Source organism: Chordicoccus furentiruminis (assembly GCF_019355395.1).
Taxonomy (GTDB): domain Bacteria; phylum Bacillota; class Clostridia; order Lachnospirales; family Lachnospiraceae; genus Chordicoccus; species Chordicoccus furentiruminis.
In genome coordinates, this window is record NZ_CP048829.1 from 2,517,435 (window position 1) to 2,534,255 (window position 16,821).

Below are 16,821 nucleotides of genomic sequence, written 5' to 3' on the forward strand. Positions count from 1 at the left end.
CCTTCGGTGCCTGGAGGTCGGGTTATCCATTCCGGATCTCGACCTCCTTACCATCGGAATGGTACTGGATATCTGGACTGAAAAAGGAAATGACGATGCCGACTATGGTGCAACGGTACGTGTGGCCGATCAGTCGGACTTCGATAAATTCTGATGGAGGTGTGTATGGAGATTATCTGTGATCAGTGTGGCGCGGTGATCGGGAAGCCGGATTGGGTAACGATCCGGGATGGCGAGCTGGAACACACCTATTTTGTTTGTGATGACTGTGGGGCGGCATATCAGTTTTCAGTGACGGATAAAAAGCTCCGGCAGAATATCGAGAAGTATAAAGAGATGGCGCAGCGTCTGAAACAAAAGAAATGCAGCGAGGCATTCCAAAGACGGGTGCAGCGTCTGAAGGAAGACAACGTGAAGCGGAGCCGGGAGCTTAAAGAAAAGCATCCCCTGCCTCCGCTTTTTCTGACGGAATAAGGAAGGAAAGGAGGCGGCTAATCTATGGCGAATCGAATCAAGGGTCTGACCGTGGAGATCGATGGATCGACTACTGGTCTTGATAAAGCCCTTAAGAATGTCAATTCCACCATAAAGAATACCCAGACACAGCTCAAGGATGTACAGCGCCTCCTGAAACTTGACCCCTCGAACACGGAGCTCCTTTCACAGAAGCAGCGACTCTTAAAAGAAGCGATCGGCGCGACGAAGGATAAACTGGAATCCTTAAAGACTGCGCAGGAACAGGCAAAGCAGCAGCTTGAGAACGGGACACTCGGGCAGGATAAATATGATGCCTTACAGCGGGAGATTGAGGAGACCGAACAGGCCCTGAAAAATCTGGAGTCCCAGGTCTCCACAACCTACTCGGCGCTGGAGAAGATTGATGAAACCGGGAAAAAGCTGCAGCAAGCTGGGGATAAAATCGCAGGTGTCGGAAAGACCCTCACGACCCATGTGACGGCTCCGATTGTGGGCATCGGGGCAGCAGCAGTGAAAACGACTGCAGATTTTGATGCCCAGATGTCGAAGGTACAGGCGATTTCCGGAGCGACCGGCAAGGATTTTGATGACCTCAGGGCTAAGGCCCGCGAGATGGGAGCCAAGACCAAGTTCTCGGCATCTGAGGCCGGGGAAGCCTTCGAGTACATGGCGATGGCCGGATGGAAGACCGGCGATATGCTGGATGGCGTCGAGGGTATCATGAATCTGGCGGCAGCCTCCGGTGAGGATCTGGGTACAACCTCGGATATCGTGACGGACGCACTCACTGCCTTCGGTCTGTCGGCAAAGGACTCCGGCCACTTTGCGGATATCCTTGCGGCGGCCAGTACAAACGCCAACACGAACGTATCCATGCTGGGTGAGTCCTTCAAATATGCAGCGCCTGTGGCAGGTTCCCTTGGCATTAGTGCAGAGGATACGTCTGTCGCTCTCGGCCTTATGGCAAATGCCGGTATCAAAGCGTCGCAGGCGGGTACGTCCCTACGGACGGGCCTCACCAACCTTGCGAAACCGACGAAGCAGATGCAGACCTACATGGACAAGTACAACATTGCCCTTGTAGAAAACGATGATGGTTCCATTAATCTCCGGGAGACGATGATCTCCTTACGAGAGAAGATGGGAAATCTGTCCGAGTCCGAGCAGGCAGCTGCAGTTTCCGCGATCTTCGGGAAAAACTCGATGGCCGGTTGGCTTTCCATTATTAATGCATCAGATGATGACTTCAATAAGCTGACCGGTGCGATTGATAACTGTGATGGATCGGCTGAGAGCATGGCCGAGATCATGCAGGACAACCTTTCCGGACAGCTCACAATCCTGAAATCTCAGCTTGAGGAGCTGGCGATTTCCTTTGGGGATCTGCTTATGCCGATCATCCGGAAGGTGGTCGCAGCAGTGCAGGCTTTTGTAGATAAGCTGAACGGAATGAGTGATGCACAGCGGGAGACCATTATCAAGGTGCTGGCGCTGGTGGCAGCGATCGGACCACTCCTACTGATACTTGGGAAGGTCATATCCATAGTTGGCTCTGCTATGTCCGGCTTTGCCAGCCTTGGGAAAGGGATCATCTCCCTTGGAACAAAGATGCAGAGCCTTGGCGGGATCAGCGGTGTGCTGGGAAAAGCGATCGGCTTTCTGACGTCACCCATTGGGCTGGTCATTGCTGCGGTGGCCGTTCTGGTTGCGGCCTTTGTGCATCTGTGGCAGACAAATGAGGAGTTCCGGGAAAAGGTGACTGCGATCTGGGAGAAGATCAAGTCGATTTTTTCCGAATTTGTGGAGGGCATCAAGGAGCGCCTTGCTAACCTTGGTATCAGCTTTGAAGACATCACAGCGACAATCGGTAAGATCTGGGATGGCTTTTGTAATCTGCTGGCTCCGGTCTTTATTGCCGTTTTCGAGATCATTGAAAACGTGCTGGAGACGGTGCTTGGTGTGCTGACCGGCCTCTTCGATGTCTTTGCCGGGATCTTTACCGGGGATTGGGACATGGTATGGACCGGGGTGAAGGAGATCTTCACTTCCATCTGGAATGGCATCAAGGGAATTTTCGAAGCGGTGCTGAATGCGATCAAGGGTATCGCAGATACGATCCTTGGCTGGTTTGGCACAGACTGGGAAACCTTCTGGACTGGCATTAAGACCTTTTTCGTAAACCTGTGGAACGGAATCAAAACTTTCTTTACGAACACATGGAATGCGATCAAGACTTTTGTCACCACGGTGCTGACTGGCATCCGGGATTTCTTCGTGAATATCTGGAACGGGATCAAGACTACAGTATCCACGGTGGTGACCGGCATCCAGACGACCGTGACCACAGTGTGGAATGCGATAAAAACATTCTTCACTACGATTCTGACCGGAATTAAGACGACTTTTGAAACCGTATGGAATGCGATTAAAACCACAGTATCCACGGTGGTCAATGCCATCAAGACAACCGTCACTACGGTATGGACCGCGATCAAAACGACAGCGGAATCCATCTGGAATGCAATCAAGACTTTCTTTACCACGACCCTGAATGCGATAAAAACCACATTCTCTACGGTCTGGAATGCAGTGAAGACAGCGGTCACAACCGTATGGAACGGAATCAAAACCACGGCCTCCACGGTGTGGAATGCGATCAAGACTTTCTTCACCACGACCCTGAATGCGATCAAGACGACCTTCACCACGATCTGGAATTCGGTGAAGACGACGGTCACAACCGTATGGAATGGGATTAAAACGACGGCGACGACGGTATGGAACGGCATCAAGACATTTTTTAGCACGACACTAAATTCCATCAAGACCACGTTCTCCAATATCTGGAACGGAATCAAGTCGACGGTGACGACCATTGGCAGCAGCATCAAGACCTCCGTAACTACGGCCTGGAATAACATCAAGAGCTCGCTTTCGACTACGATGACCAACATCAAAACGGCGGCCTCCAACGCGTGGACGGGAATGAAGACCAGCATCGGTACGATCGTTGATGGAATCAAGACGAAGGTCTCTGGTGTGTTCGACGGTATTAAAACTGCTGCTTCTACTACCTGGAATAATATTAAGTCGGCCATGACCAGCCCGATTGAAACAGCAAAGACCACGATCAGTAATGCGATAGAACGGATTAAGGGGCTCTTCAATTTCACGTGGAGCTTCCCGAAACCGAAGATGCCGCATTTCTCTTGGTACTGGCAGGATGTCGGTGGCATTCTTTCTATTCCGATGATTTCAGTGGACTGGTATAAGAAGGCCATGGATGCTGGTATGATCCTGAATTCCCCGACGATCTTTGGCATGATGAACGGACAGCTCCTCGGGGCTGGAGAAGCAGGATCGGAGACGGTGGTCGGTACACACAGCCTGATGGACATGATCCGGCAGGCCGTTGGCAGCGTTGAGCGTGCCATGAATATATACTACGGTGGCGTGACGGTGAATGTTTACAGCCAGCCGGGACAGGATATTTCAGAGCTTGCTGATGAGATTGAGGAACGTATCAACATGAACGTCGCAAGAAGAGCGGCGGCATTTAGCTAAGGGAGGATGAGAGATGCACACTTTTATCTATAACGGGAAGAAGTCGCAGGACTATAACCTCATCCTCTCTGGTGAGGATACCTGGAAAAAATCGATGCCGGATGTGGAGCGAAGGCAGATCCCCGGTCGAAACGGGGACCTCATCCTATCCAATCACCGATACAGCAATGTTGAGCTGACCTATCACGTTGGTATCAAACGGGACTTTGATCGGAACTTCACAGCCTTCATGAATTTCCTCCTGAAGGAGCCGGGCTATCACCGATTGGAGGATTCTTACCATCCGGATTATTACCGGATGGCAGTGCTGGATAAGGAGATCAGTCCGGAGCTGGGGTTTCAGAACTACAGCGGCTCTTTTGACCTGACCTTTTCCTGTATGCCGCAGCAGTATCTGAAGTCTGGAGAGCGCCAGCAGGTGCTTACCGGCTCCGGTACTGTGTTTAATCCCACCATCTACGATGCAAAACCACTGCTCAGGATTTATGGGCAAGGGCGGCTCACGGTAGGAGACGAGCAGGTGACGGTGACAGAGAATGACTCCTTTATTGATCTTGACTGTGAGCTGGAGGACGCCTTCCGCGACACCATCAACCTGAACGGCTGCATTGAGCTATCGACAGGAGACTTTCCGGTATTGAAACCGGGCAGCACCAACATTACCTTCGGGTCCGGCATCACGAAGGTAGAACTGATCCCAAGGTGGTGGTGTCTATGAAGCCGATTCTTTATCCTGCAGGTGAGACAGAGTTTCGCAATAATGGCCTTGGCAGGCTGTCAGAAGCGACGAAGTGTCTGGTGACGGAGGAGCGGAATGGTCAGTATGAGCTGGAAATGCAGTATCCGATCACCGGACGTCATTATAAAGAGATTTTGGAGGAACGGATCATCGCTGCCCGCCATGACGACAGCGATGACATCCAGCCTTTTCGTATTTATAAAATCACTCGTCCCATGAACGGGATCGTAACGGTATCCGCAAGGCATATCAGTTATCAGCTTTCAAAGGTAGCGGTGATGCCGTTTTCCGCAAATACCTGCGCGGAGGCACTTGCAGGGATGATCACAAACAGCGTGGGTGATTGCCCGTTTTCCATATGGACCGATAAGCTGCTGCAGGCGAATTTTACGGTGGATGTTCCTTCTTCCTTCCGGTCGCTTTTGGGAGGAGTAAGCGGGTCCATTCTTGATGTCTATGGTCCCGGGGAATACGAATGGGATAAGTTCACCGTGAAATTTCACACGCACAGGGGCTCCAATCAGGATGTGATGATCCGCTACGGGAAAAACCTGACTGATGTAAAGAAGACCACGGATACCAGTAATCTCTGGACGGGCATCCTGCCTTATTGGGCCGGGACGGATGAAGCAGAGCAGGCAGTACTGGTGACGCTGCCGGAAAAGGTCGTTTATTCGGATGCGGTGGATGATTTCGTTTACCGCATGGTTGTTCCGGTAGATCTGTCCTCGGCTTTTCAGGAACAGCCGACTGTGGAGCAACTCAGATCCCGGGCTAGGTCCTATGTGGCAGCCAATGCTGCAGACGGCATCCCGGCCAGCATCGATGTTTCCTTTGTGGCTCTCTGGCAGACGGAGGAATACAAGAACTGGGCACCGCTGCAGAAACTGAAGCTATGCGATACGGTGACGGTTTACCACAAGGGGCTGGGAATCGAGAATAAGGCTAAGATCGTATCCGTCACCTATGATGTGATCCTGGAACGATATGAGAAGATGACCATTGGAGAGGTCAAAACAAACCTGGGTGATTCGATCCGGCAGATTTCGGAAGAGATCAAAAAGGATGTGCCAACAAGCGCATCCATCTCGCAGGCGATCAGTCTTGCGACGAACATTCTTTCCGGAAGCACTGGTGGCAACATTGTGATCAATACGAACGAGAAGGGCCAACCGGTAGAAATCCTCTCCATGAATACAGCGGATATCAAAACCGCTACCAAGATCATAAAGATAGATAAAAATGGCATCTCTGTATCCAAAGCCGGGTACAGCGGTGCCTTTACTGTGTTACTGGATATCGATGGGAAACTGGATGCGGCAGCGCTAAAAGGAATCATCGATGCAGCGCTTGTGAAAACCGGGATTCTTTCCGATAAGCTGAGCAACGTTTCCTGGAACATGGCGACCGGCGCTTTTACCGGAAAGAACATGACCATCACAAAACTCACGGCAACGGAAATTGAGGCCGATTCGATAAGCGGCGATACCGTCAGTTCCGGTGATGGCTATACCGGAAGCTACCATGTCGATGGAGCTACGATCAGTGTCCGGGCAGGTATCGTCACCGGCAAAACGGATGATGAGGAACCGGCAGCCCCCGGCTTCACCGGAAGCTATCACGTAGATGGGGCTACGGTGACCGTTCAAGACGGAATCATCACTGCGGTGACTGCTGATCCGCAGCCGGAACCAGATCCTGAGCCAGAAACACCGGGTGGTGAGGAAGGAGAAAATACAGAATGATCACAACACAGATAGAACTGGATGTCTCTCCGGGCGGCATCGCACCGGTGATTCATGTCAGTCAGTATGATACCGGGAGCAGAACGCTCCAGTTTAATCTGATCGCGACAGCGGGAGATTTGATTCTACCGGGAAATACAAAAGCAGAGATCCGGGGCACTAAGCCGGATGGAAATGGCTTCTCTTATGAAGCGCTGATCAGTGGGAAGACAGTAACAGCCGATGTAACTGAGCAGATGAGCGCTGCTGCGGGAAAGGTGATCTGTGAAATTGTTCTTTATACGGGCACGCCTGCAAGTGAAGCGGCGGAGGCATCTACAGATTTTAAGCAACTGTGTACCGCCAACTTTATCTTGTTCGTGGAGCGAGCTGCGCTGGATAAGGACACCTTAAAATCAGGCTCCGAGATCCGGCAGCTCGTAAACGTGATTGATCGGACGGATGAACTTCTCGCCGCTGCGGCAACAATGGATGAAGCTGAAGAATCCATTCGTCAGATGACCGAAAGCACCCGTTCAGATATGAATCAGCTTGCTGAGCGGGTGGAGACAAACGCACAGGATCTGGCAGAACAGTCTGCGGCCTCTGCAAGGTCAGCAGCGCAGTCAGCACAGGCAGCTTCACGCACACTAGAGACGGTAGAGGCAAAGGGTGAACAGCTGTCTCGCCTTGCAATTAACTCGGATACCATTGCAAAGCAGGCGCTGGAGCATGCCACCAATGCAGAAAACGAGTCTGCAGAGACGGCAAACGCGGTCGATAACATCAACCGGGAGCTGGCAAGGCTGAATCTCCTCACGCAGGGGAAGGTCGACGACGCCTACGTGGAGGATGGCTTCCTGTATATGACATCGGATGGAGATGTTGTTGTTGGCCCGCTGGGACCGTTCTCCGGGACAGGTGGAGGTGGTGGCGGGACCTCTGGAAACAACGCTCATATCACGCTGACCAATAAATCAGGCTTCCTTTCCCGAACGATCGCGCAGGGAGATTCCCTGCCGGTCACGATAAACTGGACCTCGGAAGAGGATGACATCCCGACCGGAAACGGTACCATGAAGGTGACGGTCGGTGGCGTCGTGAAGGCTATGATCGATGTAAAACAGGGCGATGTGACGATTGATGTGGCTCCGTATGTGTCTGCCGGTTCCTCGGTGGTGAAGATCAATGTGGCGGATATCTACGGAAACAACCGGACATTGAACTTTTCAATCACGGTTGTTGTGCTGACGCTGACATCGTCCTTTGATGACTCAGCTGCTTATACTGGACCGATCAGCTTTCCGTATATTCCGACCGGTAATATTCAGAAGACGATGCATTTCCTTCTGGATGGGATCGAGATCGGGACTACCATCACCTCTGTTTCCGGAAGGCAGCAGTCCTTTGCCATTCCGCAGCAGAGGCATGGTGCGCATACCTTTACCTGCTATTTCGAAGCCGACATCAATGGGCAGAGCGTCCGGTCCAATGAGCTGTATTACGAGATCATCTGTCTGGAAACCTTAAACCTTAACCCGATCGTGACCTGCTCATTCCATGAGCAGAGCGTAAAGCAATACACCACTATTCATATCCGCTACTCGGTATATGATCCAACATCAATGAACGCGGATGTTACGATCAAGCGGAACGGTGAGGTGATTTCTACCCAGACCGTTGGCAGAAGTAAGCAGGACTTCGCCTGTCGGATGGACACCGTCGGGGAGTATACGTTCGAGATCAGTTCCGGAGAGGTGAGCAGGAGCTTTTCGCTTACGGTAACGGAATCCGATATTCAGATCGAAGCAGAGACAGAAGCACTGGCTCTGTTCCTTACCAGCAATGGTAGAAGTAACACAGAAGAGAACCGGTCTGAATGGAAATCCGGAGAGATTACGGCACAGCTTACGGACTTCAATTTTGCGTCGGATGGATGGCAGAAAGACGAGCAGGGTAGTACGGTCCTACGGGTATCCGGTGATGCCAGGGTCCAGATCCCATATCTGCTTTTTGGCACGGACTTCCGTACTGCCGGAAAGACGATCGAGCTGGAGTTTGCAACACGGACGGTCATGAATTATGACGCGGTGATCCTGTCTTGCCTTTCTGGTGGCAGGGGTCTTTTCCTTACCGCGCAGAAGGTACAGATGAATTCCGAGCAGTCGGAGATTTCCATGCAGTTCAAAGAGAATGAGCATGTGCGGGTGGCCTTTGTGGTTGAAAAGCGGACAGAGAACCGGCTGGTATATTGCTATATCAACGGAATCATGTCCGGGGCAATTCAGTACCCGGTGAATGATGACTTTTCGCAGACAGAGCCGGTCGACATCTCCATTGGCAGCAACGATTGCACGATCGACCTCTATAACATTCGGGTCTATGACAATGACCTGACAAGGTCCCAGGTACTGGATAACTGGATCGCGGACACACAGGATGTGGAGGAGATGCTCTCCAGATACCAGCGTAATCAGGTCTATGATGCTTATGGAAATGTGGTAAAGGAGCAGCTGCCGCATGACTTGCCCTACCTCATTTTGGAATGTAATGAGCTGCCACAGTACAAAGGGGATAAGAAAACAGTATCAGGGTCTTATACTGATCCGCTGCGTCCGGAGAGGTGTTTTACCTTCACCGGCGCTCAATTCGATGTGCAGGGTACTTCCTCTCAGTACTATGAGCGGAAGAATTATAAGGGCAAGTACAGAAATGGTTTCGTGATGGCCAGCGGAGCGACAGCGGATGACTTTAAGCTGCGAGATACTTCCATACCGGTGGCAACCTTCTGCTACAAAGCGGATGTGGCGTCCTCGGAAGGAGCCAATAACGTGGAACTAGTTAGGCTCTACGATATGGCCTGCCCGTATAAGACACCTGCGCAGCGGGAAGATGAGCGCGTGAGGCAAGGCATCGACGGATTCCCGATCGTCATTTTCTGGCATAACACAGCCAGCGACGAGATGCTCTTTATGGGCAAATACAACTGGAACAATGATAAGTCCACCGAGGAGACCTTCGGGTTCCAAGCTGACGACGAATCATGGGAAGTCCTGAATAATACTTCCGATCGTGTTCTTTATAAGAGCGCGGATTACTCCGGGGATGTGTGGACGGGTGACTTTGAGGCACGTTTCCCGGATACTGATCCGGCCTATTCAGATGTGACTCAGCTTAGGGAATTTGCAGAGTGGATCGTAGAAACGGATACCGAGAAAGCGACCGGAGCAGCACTTGAGGAACCGGTGACGATCGGGGACGCCACCTACGAGTACGATACATCAGAGTACAGGCTGGCCAAGTTTAAGGCTGAAGCCGGGAACTATATGGAGCTGCAGTCGGCCATGTTCTATTACCTGTTTACCGAGCTCTTCCTCATGGTGGACTCCCGGGCAAAGAACATGTTCCCGTCATTTATGGGAGGTGAAGCAACCGTATGAGAAAAAAGATCGTATTCCTGCCGTATGACTTTGATACGGCGATCGGGATCAACAACGAGGGCGCTTTGGTGTTCTCTTACAATCTGGAAGACATCGATAAGACCGAGGGTGGTGCGGATGTATTCAATGGGCAGCAGTCAGTTCTGTGGAAGAACATGAGAGCTGCCTTTTTTGATGAAATGAAGGCCATGTACCAGAATCTCCGCTCAACAGGCGCTCTTTCCTATGAAAAGGTCGAGCAGATGTTTGAGGAGCATCAGGGAAAGTGGCCGGAGGCGATCTTTAACGAGGATGCCTGGTTTAAATACCTGGCTCCTCTTGTGGAAAAGGGCAATGCCTCCTATCTCTCCATGCTGCAGGGGTCGAAGGCAGAGCAGCGGAAGTGGTGGCTGTATAACCGCTTCCGCTACATCGACTCGAAATACAATGCGGGGGATGCGCTTACTGATGTCATCACGGTCCGTGGATATGCGAAGGCAGATATCACCGTGGAGCCTTATGCGGACGTCTATGCCAGCGTGAAATATGGATCGTATCTGGTGCAGAGCCGGTCTGCCCGTAATACGAAGACCACGCTGCCGTGCCCGCTTGATAACGTAAATGACACAGAAATCTATATCTACAGCGCCAGCCAGCTTGCCGATGTCGGGGACCTGTCTGGCCTTATGGTAGGTTATGCGGATTTCTCAAAGGCTGTGAAGCTGCAGAGCCTGAAGATCGGTGATAGCGATACAGAGTACAGTAACGGAAACCTGACAGAACTGTACCTTGGCAACAACGAGCTTCTCCGGACACTGGATGTGCGGAACTGCCCGAATCTTTCACAGGCGGTGGATCTTTCCGGATGCGTCAATATCGAGCATATCTACTTTGATGGAACATCGATTACAGGTGTGGATCTTCCGAAAGGCGGCATCTTGAAGACGCTGCATCTGCCGGGAACACTGGCCAACCTGTCGATCATCGGACACCCGGGGATCACGGATTTTGTGTTACCCAGCGTGGCGAACTTGACGACGCTCAGACTTGAGAATATTGGAGCGGGTATCAATGTAAAAAACATGCTCAGCAGCTTATCGTCTGGATGTCGTACCCGGATCATTGGATTTGAGTTTTCCGTATCAAGTGAATCGGAGCTGACCGCCATCAAAGGGCGATTGGATACGATGAGAGGAATCAATGAGACTGGTGGGAATGAAGATCTGGCGCAGCTTCTTGGAACGATTCAGATCAACTCCGTGACTGGTGCGACCGTTAAGGCGTTCCGGGAAAAATATCCGGACATCAACATCAGCTATAAGAATATCAGCAGCGTGTGCTATTTCTACAACTATGATGGGACATCTGTTCTCCGCACGGCGACGGCTGTGAACGGAGGATCAGTCACATACAGTGGAAGTACACCGACGAAGCCTCCGTCTGAGTCAGAAACCTTTACGTTTGTAGGATGGTCTCTGGTGATTGGCGGGGCGCGTGATCCTTCTGCGCTTTTGCACATCGTAGAGGACCGCAATGTATATCCTGCGTTTACTGCAAGCGTTAGGACATTTACTGTTCGATTCTATGTGGGAACAAAGTGTATCCAGACAAAGAGCAACGTTCCATATGGGACGGCAACAGAATACACTGGCGCGACACCCACGAATACAGCAGAAAGTGACCCTACGGATTATGAATTCATTGGATGGGATAAGGAAACGACCTCGGTCAAATCGGATCTGAATGTTTATGCTCAGTTCCGGTATGTTGGGGCAACCTATAAGCACATCATCGATGGCAATCTGAAGGGTGAACTTTACAATGAGTTGGCGACGAAGGTTGGAAACCGGGCATGCTATGGGCTTGCCAGCGTAACGAGCATCTCCTTACCGAACGTGGAGACGGTTGAGGAATACGCGTTTGCAAATTCAAATCCTACAGGTAGTAACAGGGGAACATCCTTACTGTCTGTTAGCCTGCCAAAGGTAAAGACCATCGGACAGTATGCTTTCTCCTATCAGACAAAGATGACTTCTTTGGATGTAAGTGCGGTTGAAACTTTGACTACAAGATGCTTTAGCCACTGTGAGGCATTGCAAAGCATTAATCTGCCAAATGTTGAGGTGCTGCCTGACTACGTATTTGAAGCAGACGCACAATTGGAGACTGTCAATATTCCGAAGGTGACCCGCATTGGAGAATATTCATTTTTTTACTGCAATGCGCTGAAACATATCACACTACCTGAAACGTTGCTTAGAATTGGTGACAGCGCGTTCTATCGTTGTTTCAATCTGGAGGAGATCATTATCCCGGCTAGTGTGACATATATTGATGAAGATGGATTTCGGTCTTGCAGCAAAATGAAACGGGTCATCTTTAAGGGGCGTCCGGGTATTTATAGAACAGCATTCGTTGATTGCACAGCGCTAACAGATATATATGTTCCATGGTCAATGACAGCGACAAATGGAGAACCTTGGGGTGCTCCTAACGCAGTAGTTCATTATCTGGAGGATGGCTGGATGGAAGAATTGTTCCCTGAAAGTCAGGAAGGAGAGTAAAGATGGCTGTTGTAGAAAAAACCGTGGATCTCATCGGTGATGAGAGATTCACGGCAATGCTTCTGGCAAAGACAATACCGGATGACTGTCCGGTCGATCTTTATGATGAGGTTGTTCAGAAGGTTAGAAACTATGCGATGTATAAAATGGGAAAGCTGCAGTCCGCCATCTTTCCTCGTGTAACAGCTGTGGGAAACTATGCGTTTTATGAATGCAGCACGCTTAAGAAGGCGGAAATGCCGCTTTGCACAACTCTGGGTGAAAGGGCGTTTCAGGGATGTAAACTGTTAGAAGAGATCGAGATGCCGTTGGTACAGTTTCTGAACAGCAGTAGTTTTGCGGGATGTGCAGCGCTTACAAAAGCGATCTTCTCGAGCGTTACAATTATGTATGGATCAGGGGTGTTTTCTGGTTGTCCGAATCTGAAAACGGTGGACTTTCAGAAAATGACAAACATGGGCGAGGGGTGCTTTGCCAGTAATCCGACTCTGGAACAGATAGATCTTCCTTCAATCAAGGTTATTGGTAGTTCGGCATTTAGCAATTGCACCGGGTTAAAGACCGTGAATATTGGCCCGAATATCACGACGATTCCCGCTAATGCGTTTTCTGGGACTTCATCGGAGCTTGTGATCAATTTGGCGGTGTCAGAAGGCGCGGTGGCAAATGCTCCTTGGGGAGCGACGAATGCAACGATCAATTATGACACACCATATGCAGGGGATATCCCGATGCCGACATAAGGGGGTGATGACCATGATTCGGAAAATGCTCTATAAGAGCGCACGGAAAGGTGGCGGGTACACCGTCTCCCTGATAAAGCCGGAAGGAAGTTATCAGGTGCGATGGCGGCTGATTGCTGAAGAAGGGAAAGCAATCACCAATGGGGAACAGGTTGTCACAGTGATCGATGTGATCCACCGGAAGGATTGTGAAAACTGGACAGACTGCGATCTGCCAGAAGAACAAAACATAGAATCCATTGTCGAAGGCATCCAGTGATGGGTGCCTTTTCTCATGCAAAGAAAGCGAGGTTTTATCATGAAGGAATTTTGGAACACGATCCAGGTGATCTTCACCGGGGTGGGAGGATGGCTGGGGTGGTTTCTCGGCGGCTGTGACGGATTGCTTTATGCGTTGGTCCTGTTCGTGGTAGTCGATTACATCACCGGAGTGATGTGTGCTGCAACGGACCACAAGCTCTCCAGTGAGGTCGGCTTTAGGGGGATCTGCCGCAAGGTACTGATCTTTCTGCTTGTCGGCATCGGACACGTACTGGATACACAGATTATTGGAACTGGCAGCGTACTTCGGACCGCTGTAATTTTCTTTTACCTTTCCAATGAAGGTGTGAGTCTTCTGGAGAATGCCGGACATCTGGGTCTTCCGATCCCAGAGAAACTGAAAATCGTGCTCGAACAGCTCCATGACAGAGCTGAGAAAGAAGGTGACGAGTAATGGCATATACCAATAGCTCTATGGTGGTATATACGAAACTCAGCCCGAATCACTCCGGGCAGCGGACACACAGCATTGATCGTATCACGCCCCACTGTGTAGTGGGGCAGTGCTCCGTTGAGACCCTGGGCAGTATCTTTGCACCGACTTCCCGGCAGGCGTCCTGCAATTATGGAATCGGAGCAGATGGGCGGGTCGGTATGTATGTGGAAGAGAAGAATCGCAGCTGGTGTTCTTCCTCCAATGCGAATGATCAGCGGGCGGTCACTATCGAGTGCGCTTCTGACACGACAGAGCCGTATGCTTTCCGGGATATCGTATATCAGACCCTCATCAAGCTCTGCGTCGATATCTGCAAGCGCAACGGGAAAAACAAGCTCATCTGGATGGGCGATAAGGATAAAACACTCGCCTATACGCCAAAGGCTGGAGAGATGATCCTGACAGTCCATCGCTGGTTTGCGAATAAGTCCTGTCCGGGGAACTGGATGTATGCGCGGATGGGAAATTTGGCAGAAAAGGTGACTTCGCAGCTTTCTGGCAGCACTGTGGCAGAAGAGCCGGAAAAGAAAACCGGCCTGCAGGCGACGACATTGAAGAATCTGTCAGAAGGCGACGCGATCAGGAAGGTGGGTGCTCTGTTCACTGCTGACCAGAAGAAGTCCGGTATCCTCGCTTCCGTATCTCTGGCGCAGTTCATACTGGAATCCGGATACGGAAAGACAGAGCTGGCCCAGAACGCCAATAACTGCTTTGGCATGAAGAAAACCCTCTCCGGAAACACCTGGGGCGGATCGACCTGGGACGGGAAATCCATCTATACGAAGAAGACACAGGAGGATGATGGGACTGGCAGGCTTTATACCATCACCGCTGATTTTCGGAAGTATCCCTGTGTCGAAGATTCCATCGCGGATCATAGCGCATACCTGCTCGGTGCGAAAAATGGCAGCAAGCTCCGGTATGAAGGACTCAAGGGATGCACGGATTATAAGAAGGCGGTGCAGATCATTAAGGATGGCGGATATGCTACCAGCACAACCTATGTGGCAAAGCTCTGTAATATTATCGAGCGCTGGAACCTGACGCAGTACGATGTGAAAAACGAAAGTGTACCGGTGACAAAGCCGATCGCAGACCGCACCATTCATGACATCACAAAGGAAAACCTGTTCCAGGTGCCGAGAAGCCGAGGCAGCAATAAGATCCAGTTCATCGTTGTTCATTACCTTGGAGTTCCGAATGCCGATAACCCGAATCTGTACGGAGGCGGGTATGGCGGCCATTACAACATTAAGCGTGATGGGTCGGTCTACAAAGCAGCTGATCCGAAGACTGCTGTGGTGTGGCACTGCGGAGGCGGGCTGCAGGGCAGTAGCGGTCACAGCTTCTACCAGATCTGTACCAACTTCAATTCCATCGGAATCGAGTGCGGGGTCTGCTATACGGAAAATGTGAAGGAGGCCAGCGGTGACTCAGACAAGTGGTATTTCACCATGGAAACACAGGAGAGCCTTGTCTGGCTGGTGTCGAAGCTCATGGATGAGTACGGAATCAGCGCAGATCACGTGATCCGTCACTACGATGTGACCGGAAAGATCTGTCCGAATCCATATGTGAAGAATAATCGCCTGCGCACAAGCTGGACATGGGATGAATTCAAATCCCGCCTTACCGCGTACCGCAACAACGGTGGGTATGATGACGGGACTCCGGCAGAGGATACATCCTGGTATCGCGTCAGAAAGACATGGGCGGATACTTCCTCGCAGAAGGGAGCCTTCAAGGTGCTCGGCAACGCGAAGGAATGCGCTGACTCCAATCCGGGATACAGCGTGTTCGATGCGGACGGTGTCAATATCTATACACCGAAAGCGTCTGCTCCGGCGGAGCCTGCGGTTCCGTTCCTTGTGAAGGTCAGCATCCGTGACCTGAATATCCGCAAAGGCGCCGGCACCAACTACGAGCGTACCGGGCAGTATACGGGTATCGGCGTTTTCACCATCATGGAAGTGAAGTCCGGCAAAGGCTCCACAGCCGGATGGGGACGGCTGAAATCCGGTGCGGGATGGATCTCGCTCGACTACTGCACACGCATCTGATTATAAACTTACGCCTGGCTGTATCTCTTCGGGGATGCGGCCAGGCGCTTTTTTTATTTCACTCCCACTGTAAAACCGACGGACTTCTGGGCGTAGGAAGGTGAACGAACAAACGATGGGAGTGAGCCTTATGACAAAAGAAGAGAAAAACAGCATCGCGAGGATGCGGAAAAACGGATGCAGCTATTCACAGATCGCTCGGGAACTGGGAGTGAATGAAAATACAGTGAAGACCTTCTGCCGCAGGAACGGACTGACGGGAACGACAGAGGAAATGCCGGAGCCCGTGTTCCCCGGGATCACTGAGAAACCCTGCCGCCAGTGCGGAAAGCCGGTCATCCAGTACCCAGGGCGCAAGGAGAAGAAGTTCTGCTGTGACGCCTGCAGGAATAAATGGTGGAACAGCCACCTCTCCCAGGTGAAGCGCAAGGCCATGTACGAATACACTTGTCCGGCCTGCGGTAGCACCTTCTACGCCTACGGCAATCGGAACAGAAAATACTGCTCACACGAGTGCTACGTTGAGGCGCGGTTTGGAGGTGCGGCATGCAGATGACACAGGAAGAATTCGACCGGGAACGGCGATACCAGACCATCATGCATTTCGTGCGGAAGATGTTCGAGGAGGGGCTGATCTCCGAGGAGGAATACCATCAAATTGATACAAGGAACCGCCAGAAACTGCACCCTAAGACGGGTGATCTTTTGAGCGGAAAGTTCTTGATATGTGCCTCCGATTACGGGAATATGTCACACGGAAAGGAGGCATGACAG

At 51.2% G+C, this 16,821-nt stretch carries 12 protein-coding genes; all 12 read left to right on the forward strand.

Annotation, left to right across the window (positions count from 1 at the left end; translation table 11 throughout):
- Positions 1–165 precede the first annotated feature (165 nt).
- Positions 166–474 carry a hypothetical protein gene (locus tag G4C92_RS11460; protein ID WP_274939977.1) on the forward strand — a complete coding sequence of 103 codons (309 nt, stop codon included), beginning with the start codon at positions 166–168 and terminating at the stop codon, positions 472–474.
- Positions 475–498: 24 nt separating this feature from the next.
- Positions 499–4,041 (forward strand): phage tail tape measure protein, encoded by a 3,543-nt coding sequence (locus G4C92_RS11465; protein WP_274939978.1) that lies wholly within the window; start codon positions 499–501, stop codon positions 4,039–4,041.
- 13 nt (positions 4,042–4,054) lie between these two features.
- A complete protein-coding gene (locus G4C92_RS11470) occupies positions 4,055–4,759 on the forward strand; it encodes a hypothetical protein (protein ID WP_274939979.1) in 705 nt (234 codons plus the stop codon).
- Positions 4,756–6,525 carry a phage tail spike protein gene (locus G4C92_RS11475; RefSeq protein ID WP_274939980.1) on the forward strand — a complete coding sequence of 590 codons (1,770 nt, stop codon included), beginning with the start codon at positions 4,756–4,758 and terminating at the stop codon, positions 6,523–6,525. The genes G4C92_RS11470 and G4C92_RS11475 overlap by 4 nt, the downstream gene beginning before the upstream one ends.
- Positions 6,522–9,944 carry a hypothetical protein gene (locus G4C92_RS11480; RefSeq protein WP_274939981.1) on the forward strand — a complete coding sequence of 1,141 codons (3,423 nt, stop codon included), beginning with the start codon at positions 6,522–6,524 and terminating at the stop codon, positions 9,942–9,944. Before G4C92_RS11475 ends, G4C92_RS11480 begins: the two co-directional genes overlap by 4 nt.
- A complete protein-coding gene (locus G4C92_RS11485; protein ID WP_274939982.1) occupies positions 9,941–12,487 on the forward strand; it encodes a leucine-rich repeat protein in 2,547 nt (848 codons plus the stop codon). The genes G4C92_RS11480 and G4C92_RS11485 overlap by 4 nt, the downstream gene beginning before the upstream one ends.
- A gap of 2 nt (positions 12,488–12,489) precedes the next feature.
- The gene (locus G4C92_RS11490) at positions 12,490–13,230 is read left to right on the forward strand and encodes a leucine-rich repeat domain-containing protein (protein ID WP_274939983.1); all 741 of its coding nucleotides are present in this window, start codon (positions 12,490–12,492) and stop codon (positions 13,228–13,230) included.
- Positions 13,231–13,243: 13 nt separating this feature from the next.
- A complete protein-coding gene (locus G4C92_RS11495; RefSeq protein WP_274939984.1) occupies positions 13,244–13,489 on the forward strand; it encodes a hypothetical protein in 246 nt (81 codons plus the stop codon).
- A gap of 39 nt (positions 13,490–13,528) precedes the next feature.
- Entirely contained in the window at positions 13,529–13,945 is a 417-nt protein-coding gene (locus tag G4C92_RS11500; protein ID WP_274939985.1) for a phage holin family protein, read from the forward strand.
- On the forward strand, positions 13,945–16,047 hold the full coding sequence (locus tag G4C92_RS11505; RefSeq protein WP_274939986.1) for an N-acetylmuramoyl-L-alanine amidase: 2,103 nt from the start codon (positions 13,945–13,947) through the stop codon (positions 16,045–16,047). Before G4C92_RS11500 ends, G4C92_RS11505 begins: the two co-directional genes overlap by 1 nt.
- A 130-nt stretch (positions 16,048–16,177) precedes the next feature.
- Positions 16,178–16,603 (forward strand): helix-turn-helix domain-containing protein, encoded by a 426-nt coding sequence (locus G4C92_RS11510; RefSeq protein ID WP_274939987.1) that lies wholly within the window; start codon positions 16,178–16,180, stop codon positions 16,601–16,603.
- Complete coding sequence (locus tag G4C92_RS11515) at positions 16,594–16,818, forward strand: SHOCT domain-containing protein (protein ID WP_274939988.1); 225 nt, start codon at positions 16,594–16,596, stop codon at positions 16,816–16,818. The genes G4C92_RS11510 and G4C92_RS11515 overlap by 10 nt, the downstream gene beginning before the upstream one ends.
- The last annotated feature ends 3 nt before the right edge of the window (positions 16,819–16,821 follow it).

Coding starts and splice junctions, on each gene's coding strand:
- G4C92_RS11460 (WP_274939977.1), top strand. CDS start 166: ATGGAGATTATCTGTGATCAGTGTGGCGCGGTGATCGGGAAGCCGGAT.
- G4C92_RS11465 (WP_274939978.1), top strand. CDS start 499: ATGGCGAATCGAATCAAGGGTCTGACCGTGGAGATCGATGGATCGACT.
- G4C92_RS11470 (WP_274939979.1), top strand. CDS start 4,055: ATGCACACTTTTATCTATAACGGGAAGAAGTCGCAGGACTATAACCTC.
- G4C92_RS11475 (WP_274939980.1), top strand. CDS start 4,756: ATGAAGCCGATTCTTTATCCTGCAGGTGAGACAGAGTTTCGCAATAAT.
- G4C92_RS11480 (WP_274939981.1), top strand. CDS start 6,522: ATGATCACAACACAGATAGAACTGGATGTCTCTCCGGGCGGCATCGCA.
- G4C92_RS11485 (WP_274939982.1), top strand. CDS start 9,941: ATGAGAAAAAAGATCGTATTCCTGCCGTATGACTTTGATACGGCGATC.
- G4C92_RS11490 (WP_274939983.1), top strand. CDS start 12,490: ATGGCTGTTGTAGAAAAAACCGTGGATCTCATCGGTGATGAGAGATTC.
- G4C92_RS11495 (WP_274939984.1), top strand. CDS start 13,244: ATGATTCGGAAAATGCTCTATAAGAGCGCACGGAAAGGTGGCGGGTAC.
- G4C92_RS11500 (WP_274939985.1), top strand. CDS start 13,529: ATGAAGGAATTTTGGAACACGATCCAGGTGATCTTCACCGGGGTGGGA.
- G4C92_RS11505 (WP_274939986.1), top strand. CDS start 13,945: ATGGCATATACCAATAGCTCTATGGTGGTATATACGAAACTCAGCCCG.
- G4C92_RS11510 (WP_274939987.1), top strand. CDS start 16,178: ATGACAAAAGAAGAGAAAAACAGCATCGCGAGGATGCGGAAAAACGGA.
- G4C92_RS11515 (WP_274939988.1), top strand. CDS start 16,594: ATGCAGATGACACAGGAAGAATTCGACCGGGAACGGCGATACCAGACC.